10 protein-coding genes are annotated in these 17,064 nt (G+C 66.6%); 7 read left to right on the top strand and 3 right to left on the bottom strand.

Annotated features, from left to right (window positions below; all coding sequences use genetic code 11):
• Positions 1-223 precede the first annotated feature (223 nt).
• On the top strand, positions 224-2,623 hold the full coding sequence (locus QX128_RS28535) for a membrane-bound PQQ-dependent dehydrogenase, glucose/quinate/shikimate family (protein ID WP_316239176.1): 2,400 nt from the start codon (positions 224-226) through the stop codon (positions 2,621-2,623).
• A 244-nt stretch (positions 2,624-2,867) separates the two neighbouring features.
• Positions 2,868-4,931 (top strand): putative bifunctional diguanylate cyclase/phosphodiesterase, encoded by a 2,064-nt coding sequence (locus QX128_RS28530; RefSeq protein ID WP_316239175.1) that lies wholly within the window; start codon positions 2,868-2,870, stop codon positions 4,929-4,931.
• A gap of 13 nt (positions 4,932-4,944) precedes the next feature.
• On the opposite strand, the gene QX128_RS28525 is transcribed toward QX128_RS28530, so the two are convergent.
• Positions 4,945-6,126 (bottom strand): substrate-binding domain-containing protein, encoded by a 1,182-nt coding sequence (locus tag QX128_RS28525; RefSeq protein ID WP_316239174.1) that lies wholly within the window; start codon positions 6,124-6,126, stop codon positions 4,945-4,947.
• 185 nt (positions 6,127-6,311) lie between these two features.
• Between QX128_RS28525 and QX128_RS28520 the strand changes: the two genes are divergently transcribed.
• The 3 genes from QX128_RS28520 (at position 6,312) to QX128_RS28510 (ending at position 9,827) form a co-directional block, all read left to right on the top strand.
• The gene (locus QX128_RS28520) at positions 6,312-6,755 is read left to right on the top strand and encodes a MarR family winged helix-turn-helix transcriptional regulator (protein ID WP_315735215.1); all 444 of its coding nucleotides are present in this window, start codon (positions 6,312-6,314) and stop codon (positions 6,753-6,755) included.
• Positions 6,756-7,067: 312 nt separating this feature from the next.
• Positions 7,068-8,975 (top strand): acyl-CoA synthetase, encoded by a 1,908-nt coding sequence (locus QX128_RS28515; protein ID WP_316239173.1) that lies wholly within the window; start codon positions 7,068-7,070, stop codon positions 8,973-8,975.
• Between the two features lie 123 nt (positions 8,976-9,098).
• Positions 9,099-9,827 carry a porin family protein gene (locus QX128_RS28510; RefSeq protein ID WP_316239172.1) on the top strand — a complete coding sequence of 243 codons (729 nt, stop codon included), beginning with the start codon at positions 9,099-9,101 and terminating at the stop codon, positions 9,825-9,827.
• A 57-nt stretch (positions 9,828-9,884) separates the two neighbouring features.
• On the opposite strand, the gene QX128_RS28505 is transcribed toward QX128_RS28510, so the two are convergent.
• A complete protein-coding gene (locus QX128_RS28505; protein WP_316239171.1) occupies positions 9,885-10,823 on the bottom strand; it encodes a glycerophosphodiester phosphodiesterase in 939 nt (312 codons plus the stop codon).
• 275 nt (positions 10,824-11,098) lie between these two features.
• On the opposite strand from QX128_RS28505, the gene QX128_RS28500 reads away from it, so the two are divergent.
• Both QX128_RS28500 and QX128_RS28495 read left to right on the top strand, forming a co-directional pair.
• Entirely contained in the window at positions 11,099-12,397 is a 1,299-nt protein-coding gene (locus QX128_RS28500; protein WP_316239170.1) for a flavin-dependent oxidoreductase, read from the top strand.
• A gap of 72 nt (positions 12,398-12,469) precedes the next feature.
• Positions 12,470-13,591: a glycoside hydrolase family 3 N-terminal domain-containing protein gene (locus tag QX128_RS28495; RefSeq protein ID WP_316239169.1), complete on the top strand. Its 1,122-nt coding sequence runs from the start codon at positions 12,470-12,472 to the stop codon at positions 13,589-13,591.
• Between the two features lie 277 nt (positions 13,592-13,868).
• Here the strand turns inward: QX128_RS28495 and secA are convergent, their stop codons facing one another.
• Positions 13,869-16,721 carry a preprotein translocase subunit SecA gene (gene secA / locus QX128_RS28490; RefSeq protein WP_316239168.1) on the bottom strand — a complete coding sequence of 951 codons (2,853 nt, stop codon included), beginning with the start codon at positions 16,719-16,721 and terminating at the stop codon, positions 13,869-13,871.
• Positions 16,722-17,064 lie beyond the last annotated feature (343 nt).

Below are 17,064 nucleotides of genomic sequence, written 5' to 3'. Positions count from 1 at the left end.
TTCATGTGAACGACATGGGATCGTATTAATTTCGTCATGGAGCGGCAACCCGTTCCGGCCACGGAAGGCGCGCAAAAGGCCGTGTGCCGGGAGGGAGATCGGCGACCGCGCGGTGGCCCCATCCCGTGCCCTGCACGGCCAGGAACTTCCGCCCTTCCTCGCCGTTCATGACGCGGCTGCGGCGTCGCGCCGCGGCCTGTCATCATCAGCCTGGAGCCGCGCAATGGCCGCAGCCCGCCATCTGCAGCGCGCGCCGCTGCTCACCTTCACCGCGATCGTTGTCGGCCTGATGGGCCTCGCGCTGCTCGCCGGCGGGGCGTGGCTCGCCGCGATCGGCGGCTCACCGTATTACCTGGTCGCAGGCCTCGCGCTGCTGGTCGTCGCGGTGCTGCTGTGGCGGCGGCATGCGGCGGCGCTGTGGATCTATGCGGCGCTGCTGCTGGGCACGATGATCTGGGCGATCTGGGAGGTCGGGCTGGATTTCTGGTCGCTGGCGCCGCGCGGCGACGTGCTGGTGCCGCTCGGCGTCTGGCTGCTGCTGCCATTCATCACGGCGCATCTGGTGGGCGACATGCGCGCGGCGCGCTGGGGGCTCGTGGCCGTGCTTGCGGTGGCCGTGGTCGTGCTCGGCGCCTCCCTGCGCGGCGATCGTTTCGGCGCCGATGGCGCGCTGCCGCAGGCCGCGGCGGCGACGGCCGGCACCGATACCGCGCCAGCCGAGGCGCAGGCGGACTGGACCGCCTATGGCGCGACCAATTTCGGCACGCGCTTCTCGAGCCTGAAGCAGATCACACCCGACAATGTGAAGACTCTCAAGCTCGCCTGGGAATTCCGCACCGGCGACCGCAAAGGGCCCGACGATCCCGACGAGTTCACCAACGAGGTCACGCCGCTGAAGATCGGCGATCTGCTCTACACCTGCTCGCCGCATCAGATCGTGTTCGCGCTCGATGCCGCCACCGGCAAGCAGCGCTGGAAGTTTGATCCACAGATCGAACATCACAAGAATTTCCAGCACATGACCTGCCGCGGCGTGGCCTATCACGAGACCAAGCCGGGCGCGGTCGACGTGTCAGGCGCGGCGGCCCCGACGGAATGCGCCAGGCGCATCTTCCTGCCGACCAATGACGGAAGGCTGTTTGCGCTCGACGCCGACAGCGGCAAGCCATGCGAGGGCTTTGGCGAGCACGGCCAGATCGATCTCAAGGCCGGCAACGAGATCACCACGCTCGGCTTCTACGAAGGCACCTCGCCGCCGGTCGTCACCGACAAGGTCGTGATCATGGCCGGCGCCGTGATCGACAACTACTCCAACAAGGTGCCGTCGGGCGCGATCCGCGGCTTCGACGTCTACACGGGCAAGCTGCTGTGGGCGTTCGATCCCGGCAATCCCGATCCCAACGAGATGCCGTCGGCCACGCATCACTTCACGCCGGGCTCGCCGAACGGCTGGAGCGTCGGCGCGGCCGACGAGGCGCTCGGCCTGGTCTACATCCCGCTCGGCTCGAGCTCGCCGGACATCTGGGGCGGCAACCGCTCGGCCGACAACGAGCGCTATGATTCGGCGCTGGTGGCGCTGGACATCGCCACGGGAAAATTGCGCTGGTCGTTCCAGAATGTGCATCATGATCTGTGGGACATGGACATGCCGTCGCAGCCGAGCCTGGTCGACATGCCCGGCAAGGACGGCGTGGTGCCGGCGATCTACGTGCCGGCCAAGACCGGCAACATCTTCGTGCTCGATCGCCGCGACGGGCATCTGCTGGTCCCCGCGCCGGAGAAGCCGGTGCCGCAGGGTGCTGCGCCCGGCGACCGGCTGTCGCCGACGCAGCCGTTCTCCGAACTGAGCTTCCGGCCGCGCCAGGAGCTTTCGGGCGCGCAGATGTGGGGCGCGACGATGTTCGATCAGTTGGCGTGCCGCATCATGTTCAAGCGGCTTCGTTACGAAGGTCCGTTCACGCCGCCGTCCGAGCAGGGCACCCTGGTCTATCCCGGCGATTTCGGCATGTTCGAGTGGGGCGGCATCGCCATCGATCCCGTTCGGAAGATCGCGATCGCCAATCCGCAGTCGATCCCGTTCGTGTCGCGGCTGGTGCCGCGCGGCAAGGACAATCCGGCCGAACCCAACGCCGCGCATCCGCCGGGCACCGAGCTCGGCGTGCAGCCGATGTACGGCACGCCCTACGGCGTCTCGCTTGGCATCTTCCTGTCGCCGCTCGGCATCCCCTGCATGGCGCCGCCCTGGGGCAGTCTCGCCGCCATCGACCTCAAGACCAACGCGATCGTCTGGCAGCACCGCGTCGGTACCATCCGCGACCAGGCGCCGCTGCCGCTGCCGTTCAAGCTGGGCGTACCGATGCTCGGCGGCCCGATGGTCACTGCGGGCGGCGTCGCCTTCCTGACCGGCACCATGGACGACTACATCCGCGCCTTCGACGTCAAGGACGGCCGCCTGCTGTGGCAGGACCGGCTGCCGGCCGGCGGCCAGTCGACGCCGATGACCTACGAGGCCGGCGGCAAACAGTATGTCGTCACCGTCGATGGCGGGCACGGCTCGTTCGGCACCAAGCTCGGCGACTATGTGCGGGCCTACGCGCTGCCCGGCAACGTCGCCAGCAAATAGTCCTGCGTGTTCCAGCTCCGCAAAGAGTCGTGCATGGCGTTGGCAGTTTCGTCACGATGTCCCAGGTTCCATGGCGAAACCCAGCGCCGGCGGCCGGCGGCTTAATCATCGGCTGTCCAACCTCGTGCATGACTCAACGCGGGCAGAGGTGCTGCCCGCGTTGACGCTTCGCTAACCGCGATTCCGCGCGCGCCAAAACCCGTCCCGCCGCGGAGCGTAGCTGGCTGCGTGAGGTAAATTGCCGATGTTGACGATTCTGTCCTGCCTGCCCGCCGATCATGATCTGCGCTACGTCGCCGCCGCGCTGCTGGTCTGCGTGCTCGGCTCCCTGCTGTCGATGCGGCTGCTGGCGCGCGTCCGCCGCAACACCGGCCTGCGACGCTTCCATCTGCTGTTCCTGGCCGGGCTGGTCGCCGGCGGCACGGTCTGGACGACGCATTTTGCCGCCATCCTCGGCTATGACGCATCCGGCAACCGTTCGTTCGAGGCGGGACTCACGTTCGCTTCGCTCGGCCTCGCCGTGGTGTTTTCCTGGCTGGGCTTCTTCATCACCACGCGAACGCGGCGCGGCCCGCTGATCGAGGCCGGCGGCGCCGTGTTCGGGCTGGGCATCGCCGCGATGCATTACACCGGCATGGGCGCGCTCAATCTCGACGGCATCCGAACCTGGCACGCGCCGGCGATCTGGCTCTCGGTCGCGCTGGCGACGGGCTTCGGCGCCGTCGCCGCCAACCGCATCGCCCGTCCCGTCACGCGGTTCTGCAAATATGGCAGCTCGCTGGCGATGGTGCTCGCGATCCTGAGCCTGCATTTCACCGGCATGGCTGCGCTGACCTTGGCGCCGATGGCCGGCATCGACGCGCCCGTGCAATCGCTGTCCGACAGCGTGATGCTGATCAGCATCGTCACCGGCATCGGCCTGATCATGGCGATGGCCGCCTCGGCCTATATGATCGATCTGCAGGCGGCGCAGGAGGCTGTCGAAGGCTATCGGCAGCTCGCGTTGCAGGATCCGCTGACCGGCCTGCCCAACCGCAACGGCCTCGGCCATCGGCTGGCGCCGCTGCTGACCGACGGCGACGAGACGGCGCACCTGGTGGTGCTCGCGATCGACCTCGACCGCTTCAAGGACATCAACGACGCCCACGGCCATGCCGCGGGCGATGCGGTGCTGACGATGATCGCGCAGCGTATTGCATCGACGCTGCAGCCCGGCGAGTTCCTGGCGCGGATCGGCGGCGACGAGTTCGTCGCCGTCAAGAGCGAGATCTTCGCGCGCACCGAGGCGGCGAAGTTCGCCGCGCGGATGCGCACGCTGGTGCTGGCGCCTGTCGAGTGGGAGGAACGCAGCCTCTCGGTCGGCTGCAGCATCGGCATCGCGCTGCATCCCGACCACGGCCTCACCGCCGACGAGCTGCTCACCCGCGCCGACCTCGCGATGTACCGCGCCAAGAGTCTCGGCCAGGGCAAGATCTGCACCTATGAGCCGTCGATGGACGAGGCCAGCCGGCGCCGCGCCGAGCTCGCCATCGACCTCAAGCGCGCGCTGGTGCGCAACGAGTTCGAGCTGCACTACCAGGTGCAGAACGACACGCAGAGCGGCGGCATCATCGGCTTCGAGGCGCTGCTGCGCTGGAATCACCCGGTGAAGGGCCGCGTGCCGCCGAACGATTTCATTCCGATGGCCGAACAAACCGGGCTGATCGTCGACATCGGCGACTGGGTGCTGCGCACCGCCTGCGCCACCGCCGCGAGCTGGAGCCAGCCGTTCAAGGTCGCCGTCAACGTCGCGCCGATGCAGCTCAACCACGACCTGCCGAAGCGCGTCGCCGAGGTGCTGCGCGAGACCGGATTGGCGCCGGAGCGGCTGGAGATCGAGCTGACAGAAACGGGCATCATCGCCGACCGCCAGCACGCGCTACAGGTAATGCAGGCGCTGAAGGCTATCGGCGTCACGGTGGCGATGGACGATTTCGGCACCGGCTACTCGTCGCTGTCGACCTTGCAGGTGTTTCCGTTCGACAAGATCAAGGTCGACAAGAGCTTCATCCAGTCGGTCGAGACCAGCGTGCACGCCGCGGCGATCGTCAAGGCGACCCTGCTGCTCGGGCGCAGCCTCAACATCCCCGTGCTGGCCGAGGGCGTCGAGACCGAGCAGCACCTCGCCTTCCTGCGCGAGGAGGGCTGCAGCAGCGTGCAGGGCTTCCTGTTCGGCAAGCCGATGCCGCAGGAGGCGATCAGCCGGATGATCCGCGACGTGCCGACAGCGCCGGCGCGCGCGCCTGCCAAGAGCGCTGCGGCTGCCTGAGCAGGCGGACGTCTCAGAACGTTCGGATGATCTTGAAATCGAGCCCGTCGGCCGCGGCGAGATGCATCGCCATGCCGGCGCGGCCCTGCCGGATCGTCACCTCGCCGCGCGCGCCGGAATAGACGATGTTGCGGCCGGCGGCAGCGAGCGGTCGCAGGGACAGCGAGCCGGCGCGCTCGGCGGCGGCCTTCAGGAAGCGCAGGCCCTCGTAGTTCGACTGGCCGACCGATCCGACCGGCGGCGCTTGGGCGCCAAACATGGCGGTGTAGCGGCTTATGAACGCGTCATTGGCCTTGGAGCCGATGCAGCTGAAATAGCCGGAAGAGGTATACAGATTCTCGGTGTTGTCGGCGCCGATGCCGAGCAGCACCGTTTCGTCCACCGCGCCGGCGAGACGCAGCGTGGTCGCGGCGAGGCCCGACTCGCCGAAGGCGCGATTGAAGGTGATGCTGTCGGTGCCGATCAGCGAGACCAGCACGACATCGGGCCGGGCGGCGCGGATGCGCGCCAGATGCGCCTGGTGATCATCCTCGCCCACCGGCACGAACTCCTCGCCGACCACCTGGCCGCCGGCCTCGGTGATGTAGGTCTTGGTCTGAAGATGCGACTGCCACGGCCAGACATAGTCGCTGCCGATCAGGTACCAGCGCCGGGCGCGCTTGTTCTCCGCCAGCCAGTGGATGGCAGGGCGCGTCTGGCTGTGCGGCGTCTCGCCGATCGCCATCACGCCGGGCGTGCGCTCGCCACCTTCATAGACCGGCGTATACACATAGGGGATGCGGCCGCGGGTGAGCCGGCGCAGCGCCAGCCTGACCGCGCTGATATGCGAGCCCGTCACGACGTCGATATCGTCGAATTCGAGGGCATCCCTGGCGCGCTCGACCACCTCGGCCACAGGGCCGCCGGAATCGTAGAACGACAATTCGATCTCGCGGCCGAGGATGCCGCCGCGGCGGTTGATCTCGGACACCGCCAGCAGCGCGCTGTTGGTCGCGGCCGGCCCCCAGATGCCGGGCGAGCCGGAGAAGGTGAGGAAGTTGCCGATGCGCAGCCGGCTCCGGGAGCCGCGCCGCTGGAGACGGTCGGGATCGAAGGGGGCGAGTGCAGGAAGGCCGGCCCGCCGGGGCGGGCTCCTGAACAGCAGGGATGGCGGCAGACCGAAACGCCCGGCCGTGACAGATCCTGTCGAGAGCACACCCACTCCTTGGCCGCAACCGTGTCTGGCCCATTGTGGGCCGGCGGTCATACGCCGTCAAAATCAGCACGCGTTCGGCAAATATCCTATTCGAAAATGTTGAATGTTCAAGAATTGGGATGCATATAGATCGGGCAGCAACTGCCGGACATTCATTCAAGCCGGGACCGCAAGCGAAGTTCATCGTGGCCAAACCGCCCCATCCCAACACCCCCCTCACCGAACATCTCGCCTATCTGCTCGCGCAGGCCAACCGGGAGATCAACCGGCAGCTGGAATCGCGCCTCAGCACGGAAGGCGTGCCCGTCGAGCAGTGGCGCATCCTCAAGGTGCTCTCGGACGGCGAGGGACACTCGATGGGCGACCTCGCCGACGCGGTGCTGCTGAACCACCCGACCCTGACCAAGATGATCGACCGCATGGTGTCCGACTCGCTGGTCTACCGTCGCCAGGACGCCCACGACCGCCGCAAGGTGCTGATGTTCATCAGCGACCATGGCAAGGCGCTGTGCAAGCGGCTGAACTCGCTGGCGGCCAGCCAGGAAGCGCACATCCTGGAGAACTATGGCGACAAGGCCACCGGCGAGCTGAAGCGGCTGCTCGAGAATTTGATCGACGCGGCGAGCTGAGGAGGCGCTGCTTGAACGATCGATTCGCGGTGCGCGTTAATGCGCCACCTCCCCTTGTGGGAGAGGGCGCTGTATCGCACAGCGCATGGCGGGGCTCGATCCGGGTGAGCGACAGCGCGCTTCTCCCCAACTAACGCTGCAGCGCAGCGTTGCTGCGACAATTCTCCCGGAGTCCCCATCATACCGGGATAGACGCAAGACGAATCCTCGCTCATCCTGTCCTCTCGCGATCGCGACAAACGGGCCACAGAGCCCGCGCGCGATCACCGGCCGCATCGGCCGGACGAGGACACGACACCGGGAGGACAGGCCATGGGCATTCATCTGCTCGATCGCGCCATCGGCAGCGACTATCCGACATTCGCCAGCACCGCTGACATCCGCGCCTTCGAGCAGACGCCGTATGATGAACGCATCGCCGCGCGGAGCACCTATGAGGCGCTGAAATGCGGCGCGTCTGCCAATCCGGACGCGCCGGCGATCCAGTTTCTGCAGAATGCCGATCCCGCCGATACGCCGGTCGTGATCTCCTATCGCGACTTCGTCGCCAGGGTGACGCAGGCCGCGAACATGTTTCATGCGCTCGGCGTCGGCCCCGACGACGTCGTCAGCTTCATGCTGCCTCTGGTGCCGGACGCGTTCGTCACGCTGTTCGGCGCCGAGGCGGCCGGCATCGCCAACCCGGTCAATCCGCTGCTCGAGCCGCACCAGATCGCCGAGATTCTCGATGCCGCCAAGACCAAGGTGCTGGTGGCGCTCGGTCCCCTGCCCGGCACCGACATCTGGCAGAAGGTGGAGAAGGTGCGCGGCGGCCTCAAGCACCTCAAGGCGATCGTGCAGGTGCATGGCGGCGGCGGTGATCCTGCCAACGGCATTCATGCCTTCAACGATTTGATCGGGCCGCAGCCGAGCGATCATCTGGTCAGCGGCCGGCGGATCAAGGCGAGCGACACCGCCGCCTATTTCCACACCGGCGGCACCACCGGCACGCCGAAGCTGGTGCGCCACAGCCATGGCAATCAGGTCTATCAGGCCTGGGGCGTCAACCTGATCCTGAAGGCCAAGCCCGGCGGTACCCTGCTGTTCGGCATGCCGCTGTTTCATGTCGGGGGATCGCTGACCCAGGCGCTGCAGACGCTGTCGGCGGGCGGCTGCCTCGTCGTGCTCTCCGGCGCCGGCTGGCGCAATCCGAATGCGGTGCGCAACATCTGGGGCCTGGTCGAGCGCTTCAAGCCGGAGACCTTATCGAGCGTGCCGACCGTGCTGGCGGCGACGCTCGCGGTGCCGCAGGGCGATGCCGACATCTCCAGCCTGCGCTACGCCGCAGGCGGCGGCTCGGCGATTCCGGTCGCGGTCGGACAGGCGATCATGGACAAGCTCAAGCTGCCGGTGATCGAAGTCTACGGCATGACCGAGACCGCGAGCGTGCACACCATGGCCTATCCGGACCAGCCGATCCGGCTCGGCTCGGTCGGCCTGCCCCTGCCTTACGCCAAGGTGCGGATCGTCAAGCTCGACGCCGATGGCCGTTACGAGCGCGATTGCGCACCGGATGAGATCGGAGTCGTCATCATGGCCGGGCCCGGCGTGTTCTCCGGCTATCTCGACGACGTCCACAACAAGGGCGCCTTCGTCGACGGCCACTGGGTGAACTCCGGCGATCTCGGCCGGCTCGACGCCGACGGCTTCCTGTGGATCACCGGCCGCGCCAAGGATCTCGTGATCCGCGGCGGCCACAACATCGATCCGGCGCCGATCGAGGAGATCCTGTTCCAGCATCCTTCGGTCGGCTTCGCCGCGGTGGTCGGCCAGCCCGACGCTTACGCCGGCGAGCTGCCGATCGGCTATGTCCAGCTCAAGCCCGGTGCTGCCGTGCAGCCGGGCGAGCTGGAGGACTGGGTGCGCGCGCGCACGCCGGAGCGCGCCGCAGTGCCGGTGCAGATCATCCCGATCGATCCGATGCCGGTGACCGGCGTCGGCAAGGTGTTCAAGCCGCAGCTGCGCTGGGACGCCGCGGCGCGCGTGTTCACCAAGGTGCTGTCGCAACTGACCGACCGCGGCATCGATTGCAGCGTCAAGGTCGGCGCCCATGGCAGCCACGGCAGCCTCGCCACGGTGACCTTGCGCAACGTGCCGGCGGAGAGCCGGGAGGCGATCGAGAACGAGGTGCACACGCTGCTGGCGCCGTTCGTGATCCGGCACGAGGTGGTGATGGGGTGAGCACCGGCAGAGCAAGAGCCCCAAGTGGGGGGCTCGGTAATTTTGCGGAATGTTGCGGTCGAACTACATGCAGTTCGACCGCTGCATGTTACCACCTCGGCGGGAAGCTGAGGAATTCTGGGAATGCTGAGAGTTCTACTGGGTACGGCGGCGATTGCCTTCACCGCCTCGACTGTGTTCGCCGCCGATCTGCCGCTCAAGGCCAGCCCCCCGGCAGCTCCCATCAAGTTCACCTGGACCGGCTGTTTCGTCGGTGGCCATCTCGGCGGACTGGTCAGCGACGATCGGACGACGAATGATCTCGGCGTCTCAAGGGACTACGATGCCGCAGGCTTTGTCGGTGGCGGCCAGATCGGCTGCGACTACCAGTTTGCGCCCAACTGGGCGATCGGCGCCGAAGCCCGCGCTTCCTGGAGCACGCTGCGAACAAGTCATCCCGGCTCAGTGCGGAACCGCATCACCGGAGCGGTCCGCCCCTCGCAATTCATCACAACGAACGATGTCCTGGCTTCAGCAACGGTTCGGCTCGGCTACATCTATGGCGAGCGTTGGCTGGTCTATGCCGGCGGCGGTGCTGCATGGACCCGCGAGCGCAATGAGGACCCGTTCATCCTGCCGGCGGGAGATGCGGTCGATCCGAGCACGACGTCGACGCGGCCCGGCTGGACCGTCGGAGGCGGTGTCGAGTGGGCCTTTGCGCCGCATTGGTCGGCGAATGTCGAATACAACTACTATGACTTCGGCACCCGCGGCATCACGATGACCAACACGGCCCCGGTCGTCAACATCACCGGCTTCGAGGTCAGCGACCGCATGCACGCCGCAACGCTCGGCGTGAACTATCGATTCTGAGACCGCGGGCTCGCACGCACGGGATTTGTTGAGGCGGACGGCTGCCGCCGTCCGTTTCTACTTTGGCTCGCCGGGCGATGCCGCGGGCCATAAGACGCCCTTCTCGACCGCCACCTTGCGCAACAGATCCGGACGATCGGAGATGATGCCGTCGGCTCCGATATCGATCAGCCGCGCCATGTCCTCGGGCTTGTTGACCGTCCACACGACGGCTCGCAAGCCGAGCGCATGCGCCTCACTGATCAGCTCGGGCGTGACATCGGCGAAATAGGGCGACCACACCTTGCCGCCGGCCGCGCGGATTGTGCGCGGCAGCGAGCCGCCGTGATCGGCGGGGTTGAAGCCGGCAGTCCAATGCGTGGCCTGTGCGAGAGAGACGTTCGGCGACCTGCCGCGCTGGATCGTCAGATACACCGTCGGAATCTCGGGCGCACGCTGCTGCACCAGCTGCAGGGTGCGCCAGTCGAACGACTGGACCATGACGCGGTCGGTGAACGCCTCCGCCTTCAGCAGATCGAGCAGCAGCGTGACGAAGCGTTCCGGATCGGGCGCCTCCTCGGGATGATGGGGATCGAGCTTGGTCTCGATGTTGAGGCGCACATGCGTGTTGCCCGCGCTGCGCACCAGATCGATGAGCTGTTTCAGGGTCGGAATGCACGGCGGAGGAACATCACCCGACAAGGCCCGCTGCTCCGGAAACTGCCTGGCGTAGTCGCTGCCTGGACGGATCTGGCCGAGGTCGTAGGACTGCACCTCCGAGAGCGGCAGCTCGATCAGCAGCGGCCCGGGCTGAGCGACGTAGTTGCCGGCGGCATCGCGGGCGAGATCCGGATTGATGCGCCGCTCATGCGAGACCACGAGCACGCCATCGCGAGTGGCACCGATATCGAGCTCGAGCGTGTCGACACCCATTGCCAGCGCAGCGGCAAAGGCCTGCAGCGTGTTCTCCGGAAACAGAGCGCGGCCGCCGCGATGAGCCTCGATGTCGAAGGCCATGGCTAGGCTCCCAGCAAAAGAGAGAAGCAGGGACAGAGACAATACGAGACATCGGCGCCACATGGCGCCAGCCTATCATACCTGCACGGAGAGCCCATTCCCCTTGTCTCCGCGCGCCTTCTGAACTAGGCCTTTTCCCATCAGACCGGCAGACGATGCCTGTCGTGGATCGAGGGGAGGCGATTCCCGCGCGCGCTGCAGCGCCCGCGCCCCCATGCCCTTTGACCCTCCTTGCGAGCCTTGTTTTCCGAGTTCACGCGCGACGGACCATGCCCATGACCGACCTCCCTGTCATCATCGCCGGCGGCGGCATCGGCGGCCTGGCGACGGCGCTGACCCTGCAGCAGATCGGCGTGCCCTGCATCGTCCATGAAAGCGTGCGCGAGATGCGGCCGCTCGGCGTCGGCATCAATTTGCAGCCCAATGCGGTGCGCGAGCTCTACGACCTCGGCATCGGCGCTGCCGATCTCGACCAGGTCGGCGTCCCCGCGAAGGAATGGGCGCTGGTCGGGCTGAACGGCAACGACATCTATTCCGAGCCGCGCGGCCTGCTCGCCGGCTACGACTGGCCGCAATATGCCGTGCATCGCGGCAAGCTGCACATGCTGCTGTACAGCCGGCTGGTGGAGCGTGCCGGGCGCGACGCCGTGCGGCTCGGCAGCCGCGTCACTGGATATGACAAGAATGCCGATGGGGCGGTGATGGCCCGCGTCGAGCATGCCGACGGCTCGCGCTCCGAGCAGCGCGGGCGGCTCCTGATCGGCGCCGACGGCATCCACTCGGCGATCCGGGCGCAGATGCATCCCACGCAGCCGCCGATCCATTGGGGCGGCGCCGTGATGTGGCGCGGCGTCACCTGGGCGAAGCCGATGCGCACCGGCTCGTCCTTCGTCGGGCTGGGCACCCACCGCCATCGCGTCGTGGTCTATCCGATCTCGCATCCCGATCCGAAGACCGGACTGGCGCTGATCAACTGGATCGCGGAAGTGACGATGGACAACACCGAGGGCTGGAAGCAGACCGGCTGGTTCCGGCAGGTGCCGGTAGCTGAGTTCGCGCATCATTTCGCCGGCTGGACCTATGACTGGCTCGACGTGCCCGCGCTGATCGCCGGCGCCGACGGCGCCTACGAGAACCCGATGATCGACCGCGATCCGGTCTCGACCTGGGTCGACGGCCCCGTGGCGCTGATGGGCGACGCCGCGCATGCGATGTATCCGACCGGCTCCAACGGCGCCAGCCAGGCGATCGTGGACGCGCGCGTGCTCGGCGCCTGCCTGCTGGCGCATGGCGTGACGCCGGCCGCGCTCGCGGCCTATGACGAGAAACTGTGCGGCCCGATTTCGCAGGTCATCCTGCGCAACCGCGGCGCCGGACCGTTCGGCCTGCTCAATCTGGTGGACGAGCGTTGCGGGGGCAAGTTCACGAACATTGATGACGTGATCCCGCCGGCCGAACGCGACGCGTTCATGGCCGGCTACAAGAAGGCGGCCGGCTTTGCGATCGAGCAGCTGAACGCGGCGCCGCGGACGATTGCGGAAGGGGCAAGGGTCGGCGGTCTGGCGGCGATCTGAGTCCTGCGGTCAGCGACGTGATCTGAACCGGTGAACCTGAGTCGCCGAAACAGCCGCCAAGCGGGGATCGCCATGCTCCGACGATTTGGTCGACGGTCCCTGGCGGCCGCATTCCTGACGCTGTCGGGTCAGACCGGCCTTGCTGCCGACTGCAGCAAGAGACCGGCAACCGCGCAACTGGTCGGCCCGATGATCATGGCCGGTTTCTTCGGGACCAAGACATCGGATCCGGGATTTCAGCAAGTCCTGTCCGATCTCGAGGAGGGGCTGATCGGCGGCGTCGTCATCCTCGGCCGCAACGTCGGAACATCGGATGATCTCACCGCGATGATCGACCGGATCCGATCATGCAAATGCGCGTCTCCTCCGTTCATCGCCATCGACGATGAAGGCGGTACGGTCGAGCGGCTCGGATCGAATGTCGGCCTTGCGGAAACACCGCCGGCCGCAGAGGTCGCTCGCGGCTCCATCACGGCGGCGCGAAGCGCTTACACCGCGCTCGCCGAAAAGCTCGCGACGCTGCACATCAACATAAATCTCGCGCCGGTGGTGGACCTCAACACCAACCCGTCGAACCCGATCATCGGGCAGCGGCAACGCAGCTATGGCGCCGACTCCGACGCCGTCGTGCGCTATGCGGCGGCGTTCATCCAGGCGCACCGAAAAAAAGGCATCCTGACGGTGCTCAAGCATTTTCCCGGGCATGGATCATCGACCGCCGACAGCCATGCCGGCATTGCCGACGTCACAACCACCTGGTCACCAGCAGAGTTGAAGCCGTACCGGCGGCTGATGAGGCGAGGGCTCGCCGGGGCGATCATGGTCGGACATCTGGCGAATTCCCGGCGATGGGGCGGCGTTGCCACCCAGAGCGACGGACATGCGATCGATCGCCTGCTGCGCCGCGACCTCGGCTACGACGGCGTGGTGATGACGGACGATCTCGCCATGAAAGCCATCCTCGATGCCAAGCCGCCGGCCGCCGCCGCCATCGACGCGGTCAAGGCGGGCGCGGATATCATCATGTTCACCAAATTGAGCGACGCGGATCAGACCTCCGACGTCGGCCGCGAGATCAATCGCGCGCTGACCGCCGCCGTCTGCTCCGGCGAGCTCAAGGCCGGCAACCTGCAACGCTCCGCCGCGCGCATCCGAAAGTGGACGTCGGGCTGGACGCAGCACGGCCGCTCGTAAGCACAGCATCACGCGCGCGTCGCCGTGCGCTGATCTCAGCCCCATGCTGCCAGCAGGTGTGAGGCGGCATGCTGGAGCGAGCAGTGTGCGCAAGCACGCCGGCCTGCGGTTATGGATCCCGGCGTTCGCCGGGATGACGGCGGTGGGTTCGGCACACAGCTCGATCAACAGCGTCATTGCGAGCGCTGCGAGGCTATCCAGAGTCGCGGGCGGGACTATGGATTGCTTCGCTTCGCTCGCAACGACAATGGAGAGACCGCCGCGCGCAGACCCGCGCCTACGCGTACTTCCCGTGGCAGTGCTTGTACTTCTTGCCTGAGCCGCAGGGGCAGTCCTCGTTGCGGCCGATCTTGCCCCAGGTCGTGGGGTCGTTCGGGTTGCGCGCTTCGGCTGGGACCGGGGCGGCGCCCGAGGACGGCACCAGGGAGACGTTGGCGAAGGCCATCTCGTCCTCGCCGGTGTTGGGATCCGCGTGGTGCGCCTGCATCGGCGGCAGCACCTGCTGCTGCTCCTCCGGCGGCACGATCTCGACCCGCATCAGCTGCGCGGTGACGGCCTCGCGCAGATGCGCGATCATGGCCTCGAACAGCGTGAAGGCTTCCGACTTGTACTCCTGCAACGGATCGCGCTGGCCGTAGCCGCGCAAGCCGATGACCTGGCGCAGATGATCGAGCATCACCAGGTGCTCGCGCCAGAGATGGTCCAGCGTCTGCAAGAGGATCGTCTTCTCGACGTAGCGCATCACGTCGGGGCCCCATTGCGCAACCTTGGCGGCCATGCGCTCATCGGCGTGGGTCTCGATGCGCTTGAGCAGCTCCTCGTCGGCGATGCCCTCTTCCTTCGCCCATTCATCGACCGGCAGGTCGAGGTCGAGCACGCGCTTCAGCTCCTCCCTCAGGCCGGCGACGTCCCACTGCTCGGCATAGGCATGCTCGGGCACGTGCTTGCTGACGAGATCGTCGATGAAGGCATGGCGCATGTCGGTGATCGTTTCGACGACGCTCTCGTCCTGCATCAGCTCGACGCGCTGGTCGAAGATCACCTTGCGCTGGTCGTTCTGGACGTTGTCGAACTTCAGGAGGTTCTTGCGGATGTCGAAGTTGCGCGCCTCGACCTTCTGCTGCGCCTTCTCCAGCGCCTTGTTGATCCAGGGATGGATGATGGCCTCGCCTTCCTTCAGGCCGAGCCGGGTCAGCATGCTGTCGAGCCGGTCGGACCCGAAGATCCGCATCAAATCGTCTTCCAGCGACAGGAAGAACTTGGAGCGGCCGGGGTCGCCCTGGCGGCCTGAGCGGCCGCGCAACTGGTTGTCGATGCGGCGGGATTCGTGGCGCTCGGAACCGATGATGTAGAGGCCGCCCGGCTTGGTCACGGTCTTGGCAGGCTTCGAGCCCTTGGCCGGCTCGATCTCGACCGTCTCCTCGGCCTTCAAAACGATCTCGCGGAAGCAGGCGATGTCGGCCTTGATCTGCTCGATCTTGGCGGCCTTCTCGGCCTCATCAGTAATGCCACCGGTCTCCTGCTGGATGCGCATCTCCAAGGAGCCACCGAGCTTGATGTCGGTGCCGCGGCCGGCCATGTTGGTCGCGATCGTGATCGCGCCGGGCACGCCGGCTTCCGCCACGATATAGGCTTCCTGCTCGTGGAAGCGCGCATTCAGCACCGCGAACAGTTTTGCGGGCTTGCCGGCACGGGCCGCCGCATAGAGCTTGTCGAGCGCGCGCTCGCTGCCGAAATCGATCTGCTTGTAGCCGTGCTGCTTCAGGTAGGCGGCCAGCACCTCGGACTTCTCGATCGAGGCGGTGCCGACCAGCACCGGCTGCAGGCGCGAATTCGCTCGCTCGATCTCGGCGAGGATTGCGGCGTATTTCTCCTGCTGGGTGCGATAGACCTCGTCATCCTCGTCGAGACGCGCGACCGGCAGGTTGGTCGGGATCTCCAGCACCTCGAGCTTGTAGATGTCGAACAGCTCGTCGGCCTCGGTGGCGGCCGTGCCGGTCATGCCGGCGAGCTTGGCGTACATGCGGAAGTAGTTCTGGAAGGTGATCGAGGCCAGCGTCTGGTTCTCGGGCTGAACCGGCTGATGCTCCTTGGCTTCCAGCGCCTGGTGCAGGCCTTCCGAATAGCGCCGGCCCGGCATCATGCGGCCGGTGAATTCGTCGATGATCACGACCTCGCCGTCGCGGACGATGTAGTCCTTGTCGCGGGTGAACAGCGTGTGTGCGCGCAGCGCCTGATTGATGTGATGGACGACGGAGACGTTCTCGACGTCGTAGAGCGAGTCGCCCTTGAGCTGGCCGGCGTCACGCAGCAGGGTCTCGATCTTCTCCATGCCGGCTTCGGTGAGCGTCACCGTGCGCTGCTTCTCGTCGACCTCGTAGTCGGTCTTGTCGAGCTTCGGCACGAAGGTGTCGATGGTGTTGTAGAACTCCGAGCGATCGTCGAGCGGGCCGGAGATGATCAGCGGCGTGCGCGCCTCGTCGATCAGGATCGAGTCGACCTCGTCGACGATGGCGAAGAAGTGCCCGCGCTGGACCATCTCCTCCAGCCGGTACTTCATGTTGTCGCGGAGATAGTCGAAGCCGTATTCGTTATTGGTGCCGTAGGTGATGTCGCACGCATAGGCCGCCTTGCGCTCGGCATCGTCGAGGCCGTGCACGATCACGCCGGTGGTCAGGCCGAGGAAGCCGTAGATCTGGCTCATCCAGCCGGCGTCGCGGCGGGCGAGGTAATCATTCACCGTCACGACGTGGACGCCCTTGCCGGCCAGCGCATTGAGGTAGACCGCGAGGGTCGCCACCAGCGTCTTGCCTTCGCCGGTCTTCATCTCGGCGATGTCGCCCTCGTGCAGCACCATGCCGCCGATCAGCTGGACGTCGAAATGGCGCTGGCCGAGGGTGCGCTTGGAGGCCTCGCGGACGGTGGCGAAGGCCGGGACCAGGATATCGTCGAGGGTCTTGCCGTCGGCGAGCTGCGTCTTGAACTCCTCGGTGCGCGCCTTGAGCTGCTCGTCGGTCAGCTTGGCGAGCTCCGGCTCCAGCGCGTTGATGGCGTTGACACGGGACTGGTAGCCCTTGACGCGACGGTCGTTGGCGGAGCCGAATAGCTTGCGGGCGAGCGCGCCGATCATTGCTGAAATCCTGCCTCTATGGGGTCTGCGTAGCAGCCGTAACTCGTGGTTTGGGTTTGCTGTTCCCGACGTGATGCACCGCAGCACCCGCGCCAGCCTCGACCTTCGGCGCCGGGCGGCGTCCGCCAGATGAGTGGGAGACAGGCAAACCAGGGTTCAACGGCCAAAAACGCAGCAAAATAAGCGCTATCGCCCTTGAAGCGACCGGGGAGAGATATGGCTGGGGGGGAACGTTGTCAACGGCGCCCGACGGCGGGCCGTCGCCGCCAACATGTCGCCGATTTCACGAAATTGACAGACTTTTCGCGTTGCCAAGGCCCGGCGATTGGGCGAGTGTCCCGGC

Source organism: Bradyrhizobium sp. SZCCHNR1015, assembly GCF_032489875.1.
GTDB lineage: Bacteria > Pseudomonadota > Alphaproteobacteria > Rhizobiales > Xanthobacteraceae > Bradyrhizobium.
Note: the sequence above shows the minus strand (reverse complement) of the source record. Positions and strands in the feature narration are given on the sequence as shown.

Bases quoted from the DNA above. Each gene is read 5' to 3' on its own strand.
- QX128_RS28500 (WP_316239170.1), top strand. From the start codon at position 11,099: ATGACCGACCTCCCTGTCATCATCGCCGGCGGCGGCATCGGCGGCCTG.
- QX128_RS28495 (WP_316239169.1), top strand. From the start codon at position 12,470: ATGCTCCGACGATTTGGTCGACGGTCCCTGGCGGCCGCATTCCTGACG.
- QX128_RS28510 (WP_316239172.1), top strand. From the start codon at position 9,099: ATGCTGAGAGTTCTACTGGGTACGGCGGCGATTGCCTTCACCGCCTCG.
- QX128_RS28505 (WP_316239171.1), bottom strand. From the start codon at position 10,823: ATGGCCTTCGACATCGAGGCTCATCGCGGCGGCCGCGCTCTGTTTCCG.
- QX128_RS28515 (WP_316239173.1), top strand. From the start codon at position 7,068: ATGGGCATTCATCTGCTCGATCGCGCCATCGGCAGCGACTATCCGACA.
- QX128_RS28530 (WP_316239175.1), top strand. From the start codon at position 2,868: ATGTTGACGATTCTGTCCTGCCTGCCCGCCGATCATGATCTGCGCTAC.
- QX128_RS28535 (WP_316239176.1), top strand. From the start codon at position 224: ATGGCCGCAGCCCGCCATCTGCAGCGCGCGCCGCTGCTCACCTTCACC.
- secA (WP_316239168.1), bottom strand. From the start codon at position 16,721: ATGATCGGCGCGCTCGCCCGCAAGCTATTCGGCTCCGCCAACGACCGT.